Here is a 21026-nt window from a genome sequence, read left to right on the forward strand (position 1 = left end):
TCTGTCACTATTCGTACGTTCTCCTGGAAAAAAAGATTCACTTTTTTCATGAAGCGCTTTCACTTAACGGATAAACAGGAAACATGTTACACTATTGCCACAGGTATTTTAACACAATATCTGATGGGAGAAAAACGTAAATATGACAGCAAAGGGGAATGGAGATATGACCGATCTTCGCCGCAATGTTTATTTTTTTCACAAACAAGACAACGAAACAAAAGAACAAGTCAGCTCTCTGAAGCAGCTTGCCAAATCGCACGGTTTTACAGTTGCGGCCCAACCGGAGGATGCCGGGATTATCGCCAGCATCGGCAGCGACGGCTCATTTCTGCAGGCCGTCAGAAAAACCGGATTCCGTGATGACTGCCTGTATGTCGGCATCGCTAAAAAAGGAAAAGCCCATTTGTACTGTGATTTTCACAGCGATGAGCCTGAAAAAATGGCGGACAGCATGACCGCGGAACAGCTTGAGGTCAGAAAATACCCGCTCATTCACGTAACAGTGGACGGCAGCAATCATTTTCACTGTTTAAACGAGGTTTCCATCCGTTCAAGCATTATTAAAACGTTTGTGATGGATGTGTTAATCGATGATCTTCACTTCGAGACCTTCAGGGGCGACGGCATGATCATTTCCACCCCGACAGGCAGCACCGCCTACAATAAATCCGTTTCAGGCGCTGTTGTTGACCCTTTGATTTCCTGCATGCAGGTATCCGAACTGGCCTCTTTGAATAACAACACATACCGCACCCTCGGATCTTCGTTTATTTTAAGCGCGGACCGGAAGCTGACACTGCAGGTGGTGCAGGACGGCAATGAGCATCCGATTATCGGACTTGATAATGAAGCGCTCAGCACGAGAAATGTCAAAAAGGTTGAGATTACACTATCCGATAAAAAAATCAAAACGGTCAAACTGAAAGACAACTCTTTCTGGGAAAAAGTAAAGCGCTCATTTTTATCATAAAAAAAGAGGACGGGCATTAACGCCTGTCCTCTTTTTCATATACGATACGGCCGCCGACGACGGTTTTGACAGCTTCCAATTCATGAAGCTTTTTCGGGTCCGTTTTAAACGGATCGCCGCTGAGAACGGTAAAGTCGGCATCATAGCCGGAAGCTATCCGTCCGCGGCTATGTTCTTTATGGATGATTGCCGCGCTTCCCTCCGTGTAAAGCTGAATAGCTTCGTACACGGTCAGGCACTCTTTTTCATAATAGGCCGGACCTTCCGGGTGCTGCTTGCTTGTACGGAGCACAGCCGATTGAATGCCCAGAATGGGATCTGCCGGTTCTATCGGGGCATCTGAACCTCCGGCGCACAGCAGCCCTTTCGACAGCAGGGTTTTCCAGGCAAAAGCGGTTTTCATCCGCTCTTCTCCGAGCCGGTCAATCACCCACGGAAAATCACTGGCCACAAAATGCGGCTGAAGATCAAGGCCGATCGGAAGCCGGGCAGCTCTTTCCATCAAACCGTGATCTAATACTTGCGCATGAATGAGCCTGTCTAGCTGTCCGGGCTTTGCCGGGTATCTTTCGATCACATCGAGCACCTTTTCAAATGCAAGGTCGCCAATCGCGTGCACGGCGATCTCCATCCCTTTCTCTCTCGCTTTATAAACAAGAGCGGCAAGGGTTTCGTCATCGTGCACCTGAACGCCGGAAACAGACGGATCATCATGATAAGGCTTTTTCAACAGGGCCGTTCTGCCGCCGAGCGCGCCGTCTGCGAAGATTTTCATCGCTCCGTATTCCAGATAAGGCCCTGTCCTTTTGTCCAGAGCGCTCCACCTGTCGACGGCTTCGTGATGAACAAGCAGATGTGCCCGAAAAGGGAACAGGCCGCTGCCTGTTAACGACTCATACGCGGCAACGGGAACGGACACGTCTCCGTAGTATGCCAGATCCTCTGAATGCCCGCCGGTCAGGCCTTTTGACCAGCAGTCCGTGATTGCCGTTTGAAGAGCGCGTTTGACATAGTGAAGCGAGACGGGCGGAAGAGCCTGAGTCACAAGCTCTTGGGCTTTATCCAGCAGAAGGCCTGTCGGACCGGCACTGTCCCGGACGATAATCCCGCCGTTTGGATCAGGTGTATCGTTTGTAATCCCCGCCGCGCGCAATGCGGCCGAATTGACTGCAGCAGCGTGCCTGCATACCCGTTTCAGCAGGACGGGGCGATCGGGAAAGAGCGGGTCAAGGTCATGCTTCGTTACGTAAACCGGCTGTTTAAACAGATTTTCATCCCAGCCTTCACCGATCAGCCATTCGCCATCTTCCAATTCACGCTCTGCTTCTTTTGCAGCCTGAAGTATCGCTTCTTTTGACGTCAGCTGTGACAAATCAAGGCGGAGCTGTTTTTCACCGTGTCCGATCAAATGCATGTGACTGTCTGTAAAACCGGGAAACATGACAGCCCCATGTAAGTCGATTTCCTCCGTATCAGGCAAACCGTATGTCTCGCGGAGCTCCTGAAAGCTGCCCGTCTGTCTGATGATGCCGTCTTCGGTATAGACAGCTTCAGTGACATGGTTCTCGTCAAGCATTGTATAGATGGTGCCGCCGTGCCAAATCGCTTTCATCCCCGCTCACCCTTTTTCTGTATTAAGCTTTTTTATCCGCCTTCAGCCGTTCTTCACGCTGTCTCAGCTCTACCCGTCTGATTTTTGCGGATGCCGTTTTCGGCAGGCTTTCGACAAATTCAATTTCTCTCGGATATTTATAAGGCGCCGTAATCGTTTTTACGTGGTTTTGCAGTTCTTTAACAAGTTCGTCACTGCGCTTCTCATCGTTTTGTAAAACGACATATGCTTTTACGATTGAACCTCTGATTTCATCCGGGCTCGCCACGACGGCGCATTCTTTCACTTCCGGATGCTTCACGAGCGCGTCTTCCACTTCAAAAGGCCCGATTGTATATCCGGAGCTGACGATAATGTCATCATTGCGGCTTTCAAACCAAAAGTAGCCGTCCTCGTCTTTTTTCGCGCGGTCGCCTGTCAGAAAGTAATCTCCGCGAATCTGCTTCTTCGTTCTTTCAGGGTCTTTATAATATTCCTTGAATAGGGCCGGTGTGCTCAAGTGCACGGCGATATCGCCCGTTTCGCCTATTTCACATATTTCGCCTTCATTGTTTATAATTTCTACTTGATTTCCCGGTGTCGGTTTCCCCATGCTTCCGGGCTTAATGTCCATATTCTTCAGGACGCCGACTAACAGAGTGCTCTCCGTTTGGCCGTAGCCGTCTCTCACTTTAATGCCGAAATGTTTCCGGAAGATGTCAATGACTTCCCGGTTTAAAGGTTCACCCGCAGAAACTGCGCTGTGAAGGGCAGAAAGGTCATACTTGTCCAATTCCTCCACCTTGGCCATCAGGCGGTATTCAGTCGGCGTACAGCAGAAGACATTGATCTGATGGCGCTCAAGCATCTCCAGATACGTCTTGGCGTCGAATCTGCCGTGATAAATAAATCCTGTTGCGCCGCTTCCCAGAACGGCAAGCAGCGGGCTCCACACCCATTTCTGCCAGCCGGGCGCCGCGGTGGCCCAGACTGTATCGTCTTCAGAAATATCCAGCCATGCACCGGCGGATGTTTTTAAATGGGCAAAAGCCCAGCCATGTGTATGTACAACGCCTTTAGGCTGGCCGGTCGTTCCTGAAGTATAGGATAAAAACGCCATGTCCTCTCTAGTTGTATCAGCGGTTTGAAAACTGTCTCCGTCCGCTTCAATCGTTAAGAGGTTTTTCCAGCCGGCATCATTTTCACCAATGGCCAATGTCACGAGCTGATCGGTTTTCACCTCATCAAACGCGTTTATAAATGAAGGATAAACGATAACGCCTTTCACTTCGGCGTGTTTAATGCGGTAGTCCAAATCTTTGGCGCGAAGCATCTCCGAGCAAGGAATGACGACCATCCCCGCTTTTAAGATCGCTAAATACACAGCATACGCTTCAAGCACTCTCGGAACCATGACAATCAGCTTATCGCCTTTTTCAAATCCGAGACCTTTCAGGCGGGCTCCGATTTTATTCGTTTCTTCCATCAGTTTTTCATATGTCCAGACTTTCTTACTGCCTGTTTGATCTTCCCAAATAAGCGCGTTCTTCTCTTTGGAACGGCTGAACTTTTCGATTTCATTTACTAGGTTATAGTTCTTTGGGGCGATTAAATCTTCTCGTTTTAACACGAACAACTCCTCACTTTCTTTCCCTATTATACATAAACATAGGACGTAACAATAAAGATATGCATAAATTGCTTCATGCCTTCTAGCTTTATTCATGAAAAAAGAGCGGGGAATTCCCCGCTCTCTTAGCCATTATGTGAAGTTGTGATTAAAACTGCTGCTGGCTGCTTCCGCCCATGCTTTGCTGAGCAAAAGAAACAAGACGTTTTGTGATTTCTCCACCGACAGAACCGTTGGCGCGAGAAGTTGTTTCCGGTCCAAGGTTTACACCGAATTCAGAAGCGATTTCATACTTCATTTGGTCGATAGCTTGTGCAGCTCCTGGCACTAAAAGCTGGTTGCTGTTTCCGCTGTTTGATTGTTGTGACATGTGTATCACCTCCTTGTGAGTATAGAATGTGATAAAACACATGTCCTCATTCAAAAAAACTTTGGTAATTGTATACAGTTCTAAAACAGGCCGGCAAATTTATCGTGAGCTTCTTGTTCTGAGTAAACAGTAATAGTTTCAATACCGGCTGCCGCCTCTGCAATCAGCGGTTCAAAATCAACAAAGCTTTCGAAATGCTCGATTTTTTCTTTTTTCGGGCGTGTTTTCGGACTTGGCGGCGTAAAGATGGTGCAGCAGTCCTCAAACGGCTGAATGCTTGTTTCATAAGTGCCGATTTCTTTTGATTTCTCGATGATTTCTGTTTTGTCCATTCCGATCAGAGGACGCAAAATCGGCGTTGCCGTTACGGCATTGATCGCATACATGCTCTCAAGCGTCTGGCTTGCCACTTGGCCGAGGCTTTCCCCCGTAATGATCGCGAGAGCTTTTCGTTCTTCTCTGATTCTGTCCGCGATCTGCAGCATGAGACGCCGCGTCGCCGTCATCGTATAGTTTTCCGGAATTTGTTTTTGGATGAGCTCCTGCGTCTTTGTAAACGGTACGATATGAAGCGTCATACTGCCTCCGAACTTTGCGAGGCATCCCGCGAGGTCCATAACTTTTTGCTTTGCCCGTTCGCTCGTATACGGCGGACTGAAGAAATGCACGGCCTCCACTGATAATCCCCGTTTCATCGCGTAAAATCCGGCGACCGGACTGTCAAAACCGCCGGAAAGCATCAGCATCGCTTTCCCCGCGGAACCGACAGGAAGACCTCCGGCGCCTTTTTCGTTACGGATGGTCAGGAATGTCGCTTCCTCCCTGATTTCAATCCGAAGCGGAATATCGGGATTTTTCACATCGACGGTTAATCCATCCGTGTTTTTCAAAATATGGCCGCCGATCTCAGCGTTCATCGCGTTCGTATCTAATTCAAACTGCTTGTAAGCCCGTTTGGTCTCGACCTTAAACGTATTCCCCGGCTTATATTGGCCTTCCATCGCGGCTAATGCCGTTTTTTTAATGTCTTCAAGCTTGCTTTCGCATTTAATGGCGAGACTGAAGCTCTGAATGCCGAATATATTCTTTAATAAGGAACAAATTTCCTCCGGGTTTTCTCCATTAAGTGTAATTGACATCCGATCCCGGTTTGAAAAGTATTTTACCTTTTTATAATCCTTTAATACCAGGCGGATATTCTGTTTTAATCTCTCAATAAAACTGCGTCTGTTTTTTCCTTTTGTGGATATTTCACCAAAACGGATTAAAATATGATCGTAATTCATTTGCTACCTCATCATTTTTTTTAGTTTTTGAACAGCCGGCGCCAGCGCGGCCATAAACGGCTCTGTAATATCAGCCGTATGGCTGAAGTTCAGGCTGACTCTGATGCTGCTTGATGCAATCTGTTCGCCTTTATTCATTTGCAGAAGAACACGGCTCGGCTTGTGCTCTCTTGCCGAACATGCCGCGGTTGTGGAGACATATATTCCTTTTTCCTCAAGCATGTGCAGCAGCACTTCCGCCTTGACGCCCGGAACGGAAAAATTAATGATATGCGGGGCGCTGTTTTTTACGGGAGTGTTGATGACGATCCCCTCCGTCCCGCTCAGCCTTTCCATCAGCGCATTCTTAGCCGCCTCCATAGAAGAAAGCCGCTCATTCATGTCACGTGCAGAAAGATTGACCGCTTTCGCAAGGGAAACGGCGCCTGATGTATGTTCTGTCCCGGCACGGATGCCTTTTTGCTGGGAGCCGCCCGTCATAAGCGGAATGAGCCGCGTTCCCTTTTTGACGATAAGCGCCCCGGTTCCTTTTAAGCCGTGAAATTTATGCCCTGAAATGGTGCAAAGGTCGATACCCGCTTCTTCTATAGACAGCGGGACTTTATGAATGCCCTGTACATGATCAACATGAAACAGAATATTCCGGTGCTGTTTTAACAGCCCTCCGATTTCTTTTACGGGCTGAATGGAGCCGACTTCATTATTAACATGCATAACACTGACGAGTATTGTGTCCGGCCTGATGGCCGCTTTTACATCTTCTAAAGAAACGATGCCGTCTTGGTCGGCCGGAAGATATGTGACCTCAAAGCCAAACAGATCTGTCAGCTGATCAAGCGTTTCCGTCACGGAAGGATGCTCAATCGCTGAAGCAATGATATGTTTTCCTTTACTCATGTTTGCCCAGGCGGCTCCCTTTAACGCAGCGTTGTTCGCTTCAGTCGCGCCTGATGTAAATACAATATCATAATTTTTCAAACGCAAGGTTTTTTTTATTTGCTGAGCGGCCGCTTCAAGGAGCTGTTCCGTCTCAGTTCCTAATCGGTGCAGGGACGAAGGATTGCCGAAATACCGGCTGCTCGTCTGTTTGTACACATCCAATACCTCTTCATACGGCTCGGTCGTTGAGCTGTTGTCTAAATATATCATTTTTTTTACTCCTTTTATGAAAACGGTACATCGTATGATATTTATGCTACCATAACAAAAGTAAATATAAATTCGCAATAAATCGAGTATTGACTTCTCTGTACATTGCCATATAATAAGTAATGTTCGTTTTGTTATATTGTCTGACAATTAATTGACAGAATATTTCAACATAGTATTTAGGAGGACTTTTATGAAACACTCACTACCTGTCAAAGATACCGTTATTATCGGTTTCATGCTTTTCGCACTTTTTTTCGGGGCAGGAAATATGATATATCCGCCGGAGCTTGGACAAGCGGCTGGGCATAATGTCTGGAAAGCGATGGGCGGTTTCTTACTGACCGGCGTTGGTCTGCCGCTTTTGGGTATCATCGCCATCGCATTAACGGGTAAAGATGCAAAAGGGCTTGCCGATAAAGCTCATCCGGTATTCGGCACTATTTTCACCGTTGTGCTTTATTTATCAATCGGACCGCTTTTTGCGATTCCGAGAACCGGAACCGTTTCATATGAAATCGGTGCAGTTCCGTTTTTGCATGGTGTTCCCGAAAGACTGTCGTTATTTGTTTTCACGCTAATCTTTTTTTCCATTACGTATTATTTAGCTCTTAATCCTTCCAAAATCGTGGACAGAGTCGGAAAGATTTTGACTCCTATTAAATTCGGTATTATTTTAATCATCGTCGTAAAAGCCATTGTCACTCCGATGGGCGGACTGGGCGCCGTACATCAGGCATATTCCGGAACACCGGTATTCAAAGGATTTTTGGAAGGCTATAAAACAATGGATGCGCTCGCTTCGATCGTCTTCGGTGTTGTTGTCGTCAACGCTGTTAAAAGCAGGGGCGTCACCCAGCGTAAAGCGCTCGCGGCCGCTTGTATTAAAGCGGGTCTTATAGCAGCGGCAGGTTTGACATTCATTTATTTATCTTTGGCCTATTTGGGAGCGACAAGCACGGACGCTGTAGGGCCGCTCGGCGAAGGCGCAAAGATTTTATCAGCTTCATCTGATTACCTGTTCGGTTCACTGGGCAACATCGTTCTCGGCTCTGCCATCACCGTTGCGTGTTTAACGACAAGCATCGGGCTTGTTACATCTTGCGGCGAATATTTTTCAAAATTGATTCCCGCTTTATCATACAAAATGGTGGTTACGATTGTCACGCTCTTCAGCCTGGCGATTTCAAATTTCGGGCTTGCTGAGATCATTGCATTTTCAGTTCCTATTTTATCAGCCATTTACCCGCTGGCGATTGTCATTATCGTCCTTTCCTTTATTGATAAAATCTTTAAGGAAAGACGGGAAGTTTATATCGCCTGCCTGATCGGAACCGGGCTCTTCAGCATTCTGGACGGCTTGAAGGCAGCCGGCATTCCGCTCGGATCATTAGATTCATTCTTAAACGCAAATCTTCCGCTTTACAACATGGGAATCGGCTGGGTGCTTCCCGGGATCGCCGGAGCGCTCATCGGCTGCATTATCACGCTTTTTACCAGCCCTCCTATCGAATTAAATAAAGTGAAATCGTAACATTCAGCGTCTGCGGCTTGACGATATCAGCCGCAGGCGCTTTTTATATTCCGTGAGAAACAAAAAAACTGCCCCTGATGTACATCAGGGTGCAGTTTTTGCTTGTACGGCTATGAAGCGGATTGATCAGCTTTAATTTTTTTTACGGCGCCGGGAGCTGCTTTTTCAACAGCTTCTGCCGCCATCTCATAAGCTTCATTATAGCTGTAAGCGTAAAACAGCCGTTCAGCTTCTTTCAGCTGTTCAGATAAAATGTGATTCTGGCTTCGGAAGCGATTGCCGTACTGAATGATCCGCTCAATAAGCTTCACCTGAATGACAAGTTCCTTCGCCTCTTCGCTTACTTCTTCAACCATCTTTTCAGCTTCGGTAAGGTGTTTGGCGGCTTCCTCCATGTTCAGCGGCAGCTCTTCCAATTGGCTGACGGTTTCTTCTATATGATGATTTGCCGTCTCCAGCTTGTCCTTGACCTGCTCGGGAATCCCCGGCACATTGCTTTTTTGCAGCATTCTGGCCGTATCAGAAATGGTTTTCCGAAGATACGTCAGCGTTTCCCGCGCCTGCAGTTCTTCTTTTCTGAGCGCCTGCAGATTTTCACGGTATTCGGCATGTTCTTTCTGAGCCTCTTCCAGCTGTTTTTCAATGGCTTCGACTTCCTCAATCAGCAGTGAGTAAGCGACATGCTCACCGTCGAGTTTTTCTCTCGCCTGCTCAAGAAGCCGGCCGATTGTTTCCATCTGTTTTTCGAACGCGTTCTGTCTGCCGATTTCTCCCGCCGTCAGCTGATAGCTTTCCTTGACGAGCTCTGTTTCGGTTTTTGTGCGCTCTTTTTCGTCCTCAAGCTTCTCATACGCGATGATCAGTTCAGGCATTTTGCTTAAGACGGACTGACCGGCTTCCACTTCGCCTTCCAGCTGTTCATACATCGATTGAATGGTTTCATCAATCAGCTGAAGAATGGCGGATGCTTCGTCGACATCCAATTCTTCCAAAAGCGCGTTTTCGGCCCGTTTCACTTGATTTGTGAGTGTTTCCAGCTCTTTTTCGATTTGAATATGCTCCAGTTTGTAACCTTTTTCCGTCATTTCCCGGTAGCCGTCTTTCAGCTTGGCAATTTGGTTCGGCACGGTCTGTTTACAGTCCGCGAGCAATTTGGGAACGTCATTTATGTATGTTTGAAGCTGATCCAGCCTGCGGTCCTGTTCAAGCAGCACTTTTCTCGCTTTGATGTAATTGCCGCCTTCCGTCTCTTCTTCAAACTCTTTTATGCCGCTCCAAATTTCATCGAGATCAGTCTCCAGGCTGTTATAAAGCTCACCGTAAAGATGGCTGTACGCCAGAAGGTTTTTCCGCGCTTTTGAATACCGCTCACGCACCTGTTCAATCTCTCCGCGGCTTTTTTCCTCGCTCGTCACAAGGTCGCTGATCCCACGCAGTATGCCTTCTATATTTGATTCAGCGGCGGTGAGGAGGTCGTCGATGTGGACAAGCACCTGATTCGCTTTTTTAAACCGGTATTTGTCGGCGTTCTCTTCGGCATCATAAAGGAGCTCTTCTACTTTCGGCAGATGGGCTGTGACGATTTCATCCCACTCTTCGCGCCATCTTTCAAAGAACTCTTCCGTCTCTCCGGTCATTTTCAGATGTTTGATCTTGGACATTTCTTCCACTATCGAACGGTTTAAAATTTCAATCTTCCATGACTCCAGCCGGTCAATTTCCGTATAAATTTTTTTCCTGAAAAAGTAGCCCGCCGCAAAGAGCGCGAGCAGTATAACCAATAATCCGATGACTAACTCCATAATGAGCCCCCTTGTTGTTCTCTTAATCTGTCAGGGTGTTTTATGTATTCAGAAAGATTTCAATATATGTATTGAGAAAATCTGTCGTTTTCATTGTTATTATGATACCATGTAACCAACATTTTTTGACCAGAAATCAAAAACTTTTTGCATAATTTCGGCAGGATTCTGCAATTTTTTAATGGAGTGACACAAATGGAAAAACGAGACGCTCATATCCACACGCCTTTTTGCCCTCACGGCTCGAAAGACACGCTGAAACAATATGTCGAAAAAGCCCTGGAAAAAGGCTTTGACTCGATCACATTTACAGAGCATGCCCCCCTTCCCCCGTCTTTTCAAGATCCTGTACCGCTTCAAGACAGCGCAATGGATCTCAGACAGCTGGAGATTTATTTGGAGCGGCTGTCACAGCTGAAAAAGGAATACAAGGGGCAGATCAGCATTCTGACTGGGCTTGAAACCGATTTTATCACAGGGTATGAAGAAGAAACCGTTGCGTTTCTTAACACATACGGCCCCTCACTGGATGACGGCATTTTATCCGTTCATTTTTTGAAGGCCGGTCCGTCTTATATATGCCTTGATTTTGATGAGCATGCGTTTCAGCAGCTGGCCGCGCACTTCGGCAGCGTTGAAGCCGTATATGAGCAATACTACAAAACTGTGTATTCTTCCATTGTAACACCGCTCGGACCATTTAAGCCAAAACGGGTCGGCCATATCACGCTCGTCAAAAAATTCACGCGCCTTTTCCCTTACAGCATGTCATCTCAAATAAGAGAGCTTGCGGCCCGCTGTCTTGACGCCGTGAAAGAGCATGGAATGGAGCTGGATGTGAATACATCCGGACTCAGAAAGAAGTTTGCCGGGGAAGTATATATAGAGGATTGGATGGCTGAGACGGCGAAGCAAAAAAAAATCCCGCTCATATTCGGGTCGGATGCCCATCAAGCGGAAGATGTCGGCAGTTCCTATGAAACGTACAAAAGCATCGTCACTTCATAAGCGCCGCATCGGGACGGCGGAACACGCTTTCGATCCAAATCTTCACCTCTTCAAAATACCTTTTATAAAAGTACGGCTCATGAGGCTGCATATAGAGCACCTCCGTAATATATTGAGGCTGGAGATACGGCATCATCAAGAGGGATTTCAATTGCAGAATAAAATGCGGCACGGGCAGCGTCAGCCGTTTGTGGCGTGACTGCCCTTCTTCAATCACCAGCTGGAAAATATATTTTTCTTTCATTAAGTAAGTAGACATAATTTCCCTGATAAGCACGGAATCAATCGTCACTTCCCGATACACAAAACGTGTTAATTGACGATGATCGTGCTGATAGGATAAAATATCGAAAATCACCCGCAGGATGCGTTCCTGCGCGTCTTCACCGTTCACACTGCCGGCGGCTTTTTCCAGCGCTTCAGTATAGCCTTCGTAAAACTCGGAAACTAAATGTTCCATTAATCCGCCTTTCCCTTTAAAATAGTAGGAGATGTGCGCAACATTTACATCAGCTGACTTTGCGATTTCACGGACGGACGTGCCGGAATAGCCTTTTTGGTTAAACAGCAGGACAGCGGCGTTAATAATTTTGTCTTTGGTGCTTACTTTCATACGGCTCACCCCTTTATGTGTTTACAATTCAAGCAGAAAGGCGCCGTTCCTGTAAGAACTTCTCGACAAATGCCGGCAGAACGGCCGGAACTTTGTTTGATATTATAGAAAAAGTGAGGGTTTTCCATGTTTCATGTCGAAAAACAGTCCGGAGATAAAGAAAAAAGTTATCAGCTTCTGCTTAAACAGCTCGAAGCCATGACAGAAGATGAAACGGATGCGATCGCAAATTACGCGAATGCGTCAGCGCTTTTATACCATTCATTACATGAGGTCAATTGGGCGGGGTTTTACTTCGCTAAAGAGGGCGAGCTTGTACTCGGACCGTTTCAAGGACTTCCTGCCTGTGTGCGCATTCCGTTCGGCAAAGGCGTATGCGGCACTGCCTACTCCAACGGCGCCGTGCAGCGGATTGCCGATGTGAATGCGTTCCCGGGACACATTGCCTGTGACGCGGCTTCCCAGTCAGAAATCGTACTCCCGATCCGCGTAAACGGAGAAGTGATCGGTGTGCTGGACATTGACAGCCCCGTGAAAAACCGTTTTGATGAAACGGACGAAACCTATTTAGCAAAGTTTGTTGAAACGCTTGAAAAACGATTAGGATAAAAAAGGAGTTCGGCCCGCAGGCCGGCTCCTTTTTTACGTCGCCGTGCTGTTTTGATGGATGATCAGCCGGTTTTTACCGCTCCGTTTGGCGATATAAAGCGCCTCGTCCGCTTGCTGAACGAGCATTTTCAACGGCTTAGGGCCAGTCTTTGACCAGCAGGAAACGCCGCAGGAAATCGTTACGCGCGGCTCGGTGTTTTCCCGGATGGCGCGGACGAGCCTTTTGGCAATGCGCTCTCCGGATGACACGTTGATGTTCGGCAGATAGACAGCCAGCTCTTCGCCTCCCCATCTCGCGGCAACATCGTGCTCCCGGATATGGTTTTTCATAACGGAGGCCACCTGAATGAGGATCGAATCTCCCGTTTGATGTCCGTATGTATCATTAATGTGTTTGAAATTATCGATATCAACGAGGATAAATACACCCCGTTTATGGATTTTCATGCTGTATTGAATCTTCTCATCTAAATAGGTTCTTGAATACAGCTCCGTCAGCTGGTCTGTCTGAACAAGATGCTCAAGCCTGTCGCGCAGCATGGAGTTCGTTACAGCCAATGTCGCATGGTGAATGAGCGCCTGAAAAAGCTTATACATTTCAAACGTAAAAGCATACAAATCCTTTTTCAATAAAATCGCGAAACCGAAGACGGTGTCATTTTCGATCATCGGCACCGCCATCAGCGAACCGTAGCCATTTTCGCCGAATACGGTCTTTCCGCTGCCGATAAACACACCCTTTTCTCCCTCGAACAGCTTTTCTTTCACGATGCTGATATATGGGTTGGCGCGTTCTGTCTTAAAAAAGGCGGTATGTCCGGGAAGCAGATTTTGCGTCTCAAAATGATCAATATGAAAAAAAGCCACTTCTTCGGCGTAAAACGATTGGGTCATGATGGCGGCGAGCTCCCGCATCGTATCAGTGAGCCTGAGACGCTGATTCAGCTGGCGCGATGTTTCATTAATGAGCTCCAGATTCGCAATGCTTTTTTTCGATTGCTCATACAGCTGCGCATTTTCAAATGCTTTTCCCGCTGCGCCTGTAAGCAGCAGCATTTCACTCAGCGTGCTGCACGAAAGCGCGGCGTCCTGCATTCCCTCCGTCTTCAGAACCCCGTAAGTCCCCTGCTGGCCTTTGATCGGCAGGTAAGCAGATGACCTGCCTTTCCTGAGCATTCTGCCTGATAAAAACACCTGCAGGGCAAACTGATCGGCGTCTTCTCCGTCCATATGCAATTCTTTTGCGGGGAGCTGTCTGTCCGTATCCTGGTCCTGCGAGATGAACAGTGAAAAACGGAAAGACTGGAAAGCCTTCCTCAAACTCGCCTGCAGCTTTTCCAATACTTCATCCTGATCTAAAAGCGAATGGAACATTTCTGTCATTCTGTGGATTTTCCGCTGATGCTTTGTTTTGTCAAACAGCCCGCTCTGTCTCACAGATTGATTGATAAATTGAGTAACGAGCTCAGGCAATGATTCCGGGATCGGCAGCCCGCCTTCCGTGCGCAGATAAAAGGATCTGCCGGACGTCTGATTCCTGATCATAAAACGGCCGTCACTCTCTTTCAGCGGAGCATAATTCGGTTCCTCTTCTGTTTTTATGGTGAAACGTGCTGATTCAGCCGGTGAAAGGGTCAATGAAAGAGATGTAAAGCAGGATTCTAGAGCTGAGGCCAGCCATAACAGCGAGTCGGATAATGAGACGGATTCAGATTTCGTTAAGAAAAAAGAAAGCATTTTCTGGTGAAAGGCCGTCACTTCATCGATTGTTTGTTTTTTCATTTTTATCACCTAAACATGTACTACTCATTTTTGTACATTATATCATAAACCGGCAGTCTTCATGGAGAAATGGTTGACGGCGGCGGAGAAAAATCATATAATGTTCTTTGTGTGAAATATTGCAGCCTTTTTGTTCAGCTTCTGTGTTTGCATTTTGTTCCTTAGCTGTAAGGTGTATCGTGTAACTCTCTGCTGCTGGAGCGAGGATACATGAAAACAAAATGTGCACGGTCGGATCGAACAGACGGTTTTTATTTTCCACAAAATAAAACCAAAGGAGGAGTCACATTATGGCTCGCTATACAGGTCCATCATGGAAACTGTCCCGCCGCTTAGGAATCTCTCTTAGCGGTACAGGTAAAGAATTAGAAAAACGCCCTTACGCACCAGGTCCCCACGGTCCGGGACAGCGTAAAAAACTATCAGAATACGGTTTGCAATTGCAAGAAAAGCAAAAACTTCGTCACATGTACGGTGTAAACGAACGTCAATTCCGCACATTGTTTGACAAAGCTGCAAAAATGACTGGTAAACACGGCGAAAACTTCATGATTCTTTTAGATGCACGTCTTGATAACGTTGTGTACAAGCTTGGTCTTGCGCGCACTCGCCGTCAGGCACGCCAATTAGTTAACCACGGTCACATCCTTGTTGACGGAAGCCGCGTTGACATTCCGTCTTACCAAGTAAAACCTGGTCAAACAATCGGTGTTCGCGAAAAATCAAGAAACCTTTCTATCATCAAAGAATCTGTAGAAGTAAACAACTTCGTTCCTGAGTACCTTACTTTCGACGCTGAAAAGCTTGAAGGTACATTCACTCGTCTTCCAGAGCGCTCTGAGCTTGCTCCGGAAATTAACGAAGCGCTTATCGTTGAGTTCTACTCTCGTTAAGTAAAATGCTCTTTAAAGAGCATTGGATTAAACCCCGGACATGTTGTCAGTGACAATGTTTCCGGGGTTTTTCTTTTGGGCTGTCAGAATGGTGGACAGATGCTCCCTCTCTTTATTAAAAAAAGCCCCTGTCCAGGGCTTTTTTTATGTGCCAACTGGCCGCTCTGCTAATTTTAGAGTACCGACCGGGCGCTCTATTATTTTAACATCTGATGATTCTTGATTAATCTTAACTGCAGCTAAACCACTTAACGTAACGAAGGTTAGGGCTGTACAAAGAATCAATTTTTTCAAATATAATCCCTCCAGGTGCCTCATTTTCTCCTCGGCTAAAATAGCATGTTTAGGAAATTCAATACTTCTTTTATAAGGCATTATTTCCTGCTGGTTATTTTGATGGGCTGAAATCGGCCGTATACGGATGATTTAAAGCTCATCACTCTGGTGAGTTCTGTAATAATTCTCAGCAGTATAGATATTCCATTCCCAAAAACTTGATCCCTGAGATAAAATATACCTATCTAAGAATATCTCAAAATTAAGTTGCATTGGTTCATACTCAATAAATCCGCGGAACCATAAATAGTTTGGATCTGTGGAAATTTTGGTTTTGTCAATTAACAAATAACATCCGTCTAACAGATGTGCGACAGGAATAAACTGAGGCTCTAAAAAACCATTTTGCATATACTTTTCAATCTCTTCTAAATTAAGAATATGCAAACCCCCACCCACATTCTCACCGTAAATCAACAAATCAAATATTCTGGCTCCGTTATGCAATTTTAAAAAGGTTTTATAATCTTCAGGAAGTGAGACTTTTATTTTCTTCTCAAAACTCTCAATCTCCAGATCTGTTGCGCCTTTAGAGAAAGTACATTCTGTTTCTAAAAGCGTTCCTTCATTCCCTAAAATTTTCAAGCGGCCTTTTTCATCAATTAATTCTTTTAGACCTTGGAGCGTTTTTTCAACAAAAACTGCCATTGAGCCACCTCTTACTATTAGAGCAATGCTATTTTATTCGCAAGAGCAGGAGCCAACATTCAAGTGGAATCATCTGGAAGTGAAGCTTTCCAGCCGGCTACCGAAGTATGTTGGGACATAAAAAACTTTGTCTTTTTAGGGTAATACGACTTTAAATATGTTTTACCTGCTTTAATATCCTTCCCTAAAAATTCTCTATTATGGAGAAAAACCCTTCCATATTTTCCGCTATAAGTGTTACTTACATATAATCGTTTATTCCTCCTCCCCACCACTTATTTCCAGGTGCCTCCTGTTGTGGCACTTTAAACAGATCGTTTTATGATTATCAAGATTAAATGCCACGCTTGGATCATCTCTTAATGTGTTGGTATTTGCCTCCGTTATTAATCCACGACAACGTCCTCACAACACAAATAGCCGTCCCTACTCAGAACGACTTTTCTTACTCGCTTCCAGCGTGCTGTATTATAAATTTTGTCTAATTCGTCACGTTGCCTTGCCATGCTTATTCCTTTTCTGATTTACCTGAACAGACTACACACGATAAGCAGAAGCACGTGAGCGAAATAAACCATGACGTCTCAAAAATGGGTGCGCATAAATTGTTTCCACGCTCTATCTCCTTTACTCAACATAATAAAAGCTTCTGTGGAAAGCGGCTTGGGCGTTGGCATTCTTTCAGCTGCACATCTCATATTCTTTCCTCATTCCTCAAAGGCTTGACTAATTGTTTTCATATACTCCCTCCAATCATATTCTTTCTAAACTTCTCCCGTACTCGGACTGTTAACAGCCAGTAGTCTATCCTGAGATTTACCGGACGCAGTTTACAGAGAACATAAAAAGCCCTCCCGAAGGAGCGCAATTCAAACTAATAATTATTTTTTAATGTTGCCGTTCCTCTACCGAAATCGTATTTTTCATTACATTGCTTACAGTAACAATCAATCTCGATACTTCTGAAACTAGGAATATTTTCTTTTCCATAAACTACTTGCCCACTTCCACAAGGGCATTTATATTCTTCTCTTATCACATCGCCGATCCCGGCACGTTTCATCCTTTGCCAACCCCATTTCCCCGCCTTTTAGGAAATGAACCCTACGCATTTATATGAGCATTTCTTTGCCGCTTTCGGAAAACAAAAAACGGACACCAATCAGAGCACAGTAAATCTGTACAATGATCAGTGTCCGCAGGCTTTCCGTCTTGGACTTATTTAATTAAATCTTCTCCCAGTTCAGATTAAGAACTGGTTAGAATAAACTCAATAAATTTAGTGATTAAATATAGTTTTCTTTGAAAGAACGAACTTTTCCGTACTGAATGATTGGTTATCTTGTTTCCATTTCACTTGAACCGTTATCTTAGATCCTTTTAGATCAGATTCTTCTAAGCGTTCTAAAAATGAAAATGATTTTTCTTTAGCTGATCCATCGCTAGAGGTACCACCTGAATAATCTTTCAAAGGGATATCGCTGTTAAAATCTGAAGAATCAAGAAGTGTTTTATTACCTTTCATTATTGTTATGGATTCTATATAAGTTTTATCAGTTTTATCTTTATCGCCAATCCAAAGGATCTCCCCACTGAACTCCTTTGGAGCATCTTCATTCTTTTTAAAGACTACCTCCCAGTTATGATCCTTACTTTTACCCTCCCAGTTAGGATATTCGAGATTGTAATGGTTATAGATTTTTAATGAAAAAAACACTAGGAAAATGATCACCAAAGCAGAAACTGTAAATAAAACGGGCCTTTTATACTCGTTCTTCATAAACAACCTCCAAAAAATGTATTGATTTTCCCTTTAAAAGTAATTACTATATAATAGTACCATAAATACAAAAAAGGAGAAACAAATGAAAAAAGTTGCATTGAGTCTTTTAGTAACATCAGTTTTGAGTTTTACTTTTCTTAATAATGCCCAAGCAGTTAAAGCTACAAATGAGAATTTAACAGTTAAGCAAGGGGAAACCGAAGTACAAAAGTACTTAAAATCACAACATTTGAATTATAACATTAATTCTCAGGATTACATTAATTTTCTTCAAAGAATTAATGAAAAAGCTGATGAAATAACAAAATCAGGCTACAATTTTTCTTTAATGGAAGTCTACTCTGATACTTACTTAGAGGAATTGGCTAAATACGCTGCCAAGGAAGAAAAAAAGGATGAGAATGGTGAAGTAGATCTTGAAAACTTTGACCTTTCTAAAAAAGTGGAAAATGAAACTGTTAAACAAGTACAACAAGAGAATATAAAAAAAGACAAGCAAGCTGAAGAAAAAGTTGAAGAAATCAAAGAGGAATCAGAACAAATTCCTATTGACTACATTGCGAGTACCAACTCCAATTCATTTTTGGTTTCACTCTTAAGCTCTAGCTATAATAGATCAGCGGCCAAAAAATATATGGTTAATAATTGGAATAAGAAGACGAGTAAATATGGATACTATGGGGAAAGTAGTGGTGGAGGAGATTGTACCAACTATGCTTCACAAGTAGTTTTAGCTGGTGGTATGCCTATGAATACCACAGGATTCAGTTTTAATCGGGGTCACCATAAAACAACTAAAGGTTGGTACAATCAATCAGTACCTAAAAGCTCAGCTAGAACGTATTCAACTTCATGGACTGTGGTTTCAGATTTCTATTCATATTGGGCAGGAACTAAAAAACACAAAGTCTACAATTTAACGAGCCCCAAGGCTGTTTCCAAATATGTGAAAACAGGTGACGTTATTCAAATGTATTCTAAGTCATCAAAAAAGTGGAAGCATACAGCAGTTATCTATGATGTATATAAAGGATATCCAAGATACTCTGCACATTCAAGTGCACACTTGTATGCACATTTAGAGTTAGACTGGAAACCAAAGTATTATAAATATAGAGTTATCAAATTCTAATCCTAACAAAAATTGAACTAGTTGCTGATGTACGACTGGTTCTTTTTGTAAAAAAACAAATTAGAGATGAATTATTGAATACTATCTATTATGATGTAAAAAGAAGAATATTCTGTGTATAAGTGTTCTTTTTGGTGCTTTCTACCCAGTCTGTTTAAACGAAATTTAACGGATAGTATGCTGCAATCCAAATTAATTATCATTCGTATAGTACTTGCCATTGGCGAGATAGTGATTTTATATTATGAAATCACGAAGAAATAGAGAAAGCAGGGACTCATCCTGCTTTCCCTATTTCTTCTATTGCATACTGCACATAGCTTTTTTTCTGCTGATAAGACGCTCCCTATTTTCACGCTATTTCCTCCTCAGCGCCAACAGGCTTTCCGTCTTGGACTTATATTCAATAAGACAATTCACCTCCATCCCATTTAGTGCGGGTGACCTTACCCTGATTTGTATCTTTGTTTCCCTGTATGTGGGCAGCGGAACCTTCCTTGCAAGAGAATAAAAAAAGCACCCAATCCGGGTGCTTCATCCATTAAAATCATCGTCCTTCCTTCTTCAATCACACCATACTCAGCTGCGGTTCGAATAATTCATAGTGAATCGATTCCGGCGGTGCATTGAATTCGGAAATCAGCTTTTTCATTGCCTTAATGAATGACGGTGATCCGCACAGATAAAAATCAGCATCTTTTTCTGTCATCACTTCTTCTAACAGCTGTTTGTCAATCCGGCCTTCCCGAAAGCGAATGTTTTCTGAACGGTCTTGTTCGGACGGCTCGCTGTAAATAAAGACGGTGTCAACGGATGAGTGTTCCGCGGCTTCTTCAGCTTCATGCCGCAGCGCATGATACTCTCCGCTCCTTGCCGCATGGATAAAGAGAACGTTTCGCTGCGGCTGGGTTTTGGCAACTGTCTTTAACATGCTGATCATCGGCGTGATTCCGACACCGGCACTGATGAGAACGAGATTCTTTTTGGAATCAGGGTCTAATACGAAGTCACCGGCCGGAGCGCTGATCTCAATTGAATCTTTTTCATGTAATTGGTCATGCAGATAAGAGGAAACAACCCCTTCTTTTTTAACGGAAATCCGGTAATAATCCTTACCGGACACATCGGATAAGCTGTACTGGCGGATATGTGTATAACCCGTAACCGGAATGTATACTTTTACACTGATATATTGTCCCGCTTTGAATTCGGGGAGAACTTGTCCGTCTTCCGGTTTTAAATAAAAAGACATGATCTCTTTGCTTTCTTTTACTTTTTTATCAATTTTAAACGCCTTATAGTCTTTCCAGCCGCCTTTTTGTGTTTCCGCTTGTTCATACATCTCCTTCTCAATACCGATAAATGCGTCTGCAATGACGCCGTATGCTTTTTCCCATGCCTGAATGACCTGAGGAGAAGCCCCGTCTTTTAACACATCCTTTATCGCGATTAACAAGTACTTGCCAACGATTGGATAATGCTCGGGCTTAACTCCGATACTCCGGTGTTTTTGGCTGATTTGTTTCACGACGGGAACGATGTTTTCCAAGCGGTCAATATTGGCGGCGGCCGCGATCACAGCATTCGACAAAGCTGTACGCTGGGTTTTTTTCTTTTGATTCGTCTGATTAAAGACATTCAGCAGCTCAGGGTGATGCTGAAACAGCAGGTCATAAAATCGTCCTGTGATTTCTTCACCATGCTCTTTTAAGACCGGCACTGTGCTTTTAACGATTTCAATTGTTTTTTCATCGAGCATTCAGAAATCCCTCCAAAGATGTCAGCATCTCGTTGAACTGAGAAAAGAATTATGTTGAATTCTTTTTTATAAATTTCCCTGATTAAAAAGCGTTAACCATCCCAATTTGAAGCGAATTCAGGAAAAAC

19 protein-coding genes are annotated in these 21026 nt (G+C 44.5%); 6 read left to right on the forward strand and 13 right to left on the reverse strand.

The window, feature by feature from the left end:
• Positions 1–166: 166 nt before the first annotated feature.
• Entirely contained in the window at positions 167–973 is an 807-nt protein-coding gene (locus tag ICW23_RS13885; RefSeq protein ID WP_016938580.1) for an NAD kinase, read from the forward strand.
• 16 nt (positions 974–989) lie between these two features.
• Here ICW23_RS13885 and ICW23_RS13890 read toward each other — a convergent pair whose 3' ends face one another.
• The 5 genes from ICW23_RS13890 to ICW23_RS13910 all read right to left on the reverse strand — a co-directional run bounded on the left by ICW23_RS13890 (position 990) and on the right by ICW23_RS13910 (position 6999).
• Entirely contained in the window at positions 990–2585 is a 1596-nt protein-coding gene (locus ICW23_RS13890) for an amidohydrolase (RefSeq protein ID WP_188154637.1), read from the reverse strand.
• A gap of 22 nt (positions 2586–2607) precedes the next feature.
• Positions 2608–4194, reverse strand: coding sequence for an acyl-CoA synthetase MbcS (mbcS, locus tag ICW23_RS13895; protein ID WP_188154638.1), 1587 nt, complete (start codon positions 4192–4194; stop codon positions 2608–2610).
• A 148-nt stretch (positions 4195–4342) separates the two neighbouring features.
• Entirely contained in the window at positions 4343–4564 is a 222-nt protein-coding gene (locus tag ICW23_RS13900; protein WP_007408043.1) for an alpha/beta-type small acid-soluble spore protein, read from the reverse strand.
• An 80-nt stretch (positions 4565–4644) separates the two neighbouring features.
• Positions 4645–5850 carry a tRNA uracil 4-sulfurtransferase ThiI gene (gene thiI, locus ICW23_RS13905; RefSeq protein WP_188154639.1) on the reverse strand — a complete coding sequence of 402 codons (1206 nt, stop codon included), beginning with the start codon at positions 5848–5850 and terminating at the stop codon, positions 4645–4647.
• 3 nt (positions 5851–5853) lie between these two features.
• Positions 5854–6999 (reverse strand): cysteine desulfurase family protein, encoded by a 1146-nt coding sequence (locus tag ICW23_RS13910; RefSeq protein WP_188154640.1) that lies wholly within the window; start codon positions 6997–6999, stop codon positions 5854–5856.
• Between the two features lie 193 nt (positions 7000–7192).
• On the opposite strand from ICW23_RS13910, the gene brnQ reads away from it, so the two are divergent.
• On the forward strand, positions 7193–8533 hold the full coding sequence (gene brnQ, locus ICW23_RS13915; protein ID WP_016938575.1) for a branched-chain amino acid transport system II carrier protein: 1341 nt from the start codon (positions 7193–7195) through the stop codon (positions 8531–8533).
• 110 nt (positions 8534–8643) lie between these two features.
• Here brnQ and ezrA read toward each other — a convergent pair whose 3' ends face one another.
• The gene (ezrA, locus tag ICW23_RS13920; protein WP_064777638.1) at positions 8644–10335 is read right to left on the reverse strand and encodes a septation ring formation regulator EzrA; all 1692 of its coding nucleotides are present in this window, start codon (positions 10333–10335) and stop codon (positions 8644–8646) included.
• Between the two features lie 195 nt (positions 10336–10530).
• Here ezrA and hisJ point away from each other — a divergent pair, with 195 nt between their 5' ends.
• Complete coding sequence (hisJ, locus tag ICW23_RS13925; protein ID WP_188154641.1) at positions 10531–11343, forward strand: histidinol-phosphatase HisJ; 813 nt, start codon at positions 10531–10533, stop codon at positions 11341–11343.
• On the opposite strand, the gene refZ is transcribed toward hisJ, so the two are convergent.
• Positions 11333–11956: a forespore capture DNA-binding protein RefZ gene (gene refZ, locus ICW23_RS13930; protein ID WP_016938572.1), complete on the reverse strand. Its 624-nt coding sequence runs from the start codon at positions 11954–11956 to the stop codon at positions 11333–11335. The two genes, hisJ and refZ, sit on opposite strands and share 11 nt — an antisense overlap.
• Before the next feature lie 126 nt (positions 11957–12082).
• Here refZ and ICW23_RS13935 point away from each other — a divergent pair, with 126 nt between their 5' ends.
• The gene (locus ICW23_RS13935) at positions 12083–12565 is read left to right on the forward strand and encodes a GAF domain-containing protein (RefSeq protein ID WP_016938571.1); all 483 of its coding nucleotides are present in this window, start codon (positions 12083–12085) and stop codon (positions 12563–12565) included.
• Between the two features lie 33 nt (positions 12566–12598).
• On the opposite strand, the gene ICW23_RS13940 is transcribed toward ICW23_RS13935, so the two are convergent.
• A complete protein-coding gene (locus ICW23_RS13940; protein ID WP_045926823.1) occupies positions 12599–14347 on the reverse strand; it encodes a sensor domain-containing diguanylate cyclase in 1749 nt (582 codons plus the stop codon).
• 290 nt (positions 14348–14637) lie between these two features.
• On the opposite strand from ICW23_RS13940, the gene rpsD reads away from it, so the two are divergent.
• The gene (gene rpsD / locus ICW23_RS13945) at positions 14638–15240 is read left to right on the forward strand and encodes a 30S ribosomal protein S4 (protein ID WP_003152406.1); all 603 of its coding nucleotides are present in this window, start codon (positions 14638–14640) and stop codon (positions 15238–15240) included.
• 144 nt (positions 15241–15384) lie between these two features.
• Here the strand turns inward: rpsD and ICW23_RS13950 are convergent, their stop codons facing one another.
• The 4 genes from ICW23_RS13950 to ICW23_RS13965 all read right to left on the reverse strand — a co-directional run bounded on the left by ICW23_RS13950 (position 15385) and on the right by ICW23_RS13965 (position 18004).
• A complete protein-coding gene (locus ICW23_RS13950) occupies positions 15385–15534 on the reverse strand; it encodes a PhrK family phosphatase-inhibitory pheromone (RefSeq protein WP_188154642.1) in 150 nt (49 codons plus the stop codon).
• A 132-nt stretch (positions 15535–15666) separates the two neighbouring features.
• Positions 15667–16224: an SMI1/KNR4 family protein gene (locus ICW23_RS13955; RefSeq protein WP_049627175.1), complete on the reverse strand. Its 558-nt coding sequence runs from the start codon at positions 16222–16224 to the stop codon at positions 15667–15669.
• Between the two features lie 874 nt (positions 16225–17098).
• Positions 17099–17287, reverse strand: a complete 189-nt coding sequence (locus tag ICW23_RS13960; protein WP_082197854.1) for a hypothetical protein — start codon at positions 17285–17287, stop codon at positions 17099–17101.
• A gap of 216 nt (positions 17288–17503) precedes the next feature.
• Positions 17504–18004, reverse strand: a complete 501-nt coding sequence (locus ICW23_RS13965) for a DUF4944 domain-containing protein (RefSeq protein WP_049627178.1) — start codon at positions 18002–18004, stop codon at positions 17504–17506.
• 85 nt (positions 18005–18089) lie between these two features.
• On the opposite strand from ICW23_RS13965, the gene ICW23_RS13970 reads away from it, so the two are divergent.
• A complete protein-coding gene (locus ICW23_RS13970; protein WP_049627179.1) occupies positions 18090–19139 on the forward strand; it encodes an amidase domain-containing protein in 1050 nt (349 codons plus the stop codon).
• 568 nt (positions 19140–19707) lie between these two features.
• Here the strand turns inward: ICW23_RS13970 and hmpA are convergent.
• Complete coding sequence (hmpA, locus tag ICW23_RS13975) at positions 19708–20898, reverse strand: NO-inducible flavohemoprotein (RefSeq protein WP_188154643.1); 1191 nt, start codon at positions 20896–20898, stop codon at positions 19708–19710.
• Positions 20899–21026: the final 128 nt, after the last annotated feature.

Source organism: Bacillus sp. 1021, from assembly GCF_014534735.1.
Classification (GTDB): domain Bacteria; phylum Bacillota; class Bacilli; order Bacillales; family Bacillaceae; genus Bacillus; species Bacillus siamensis.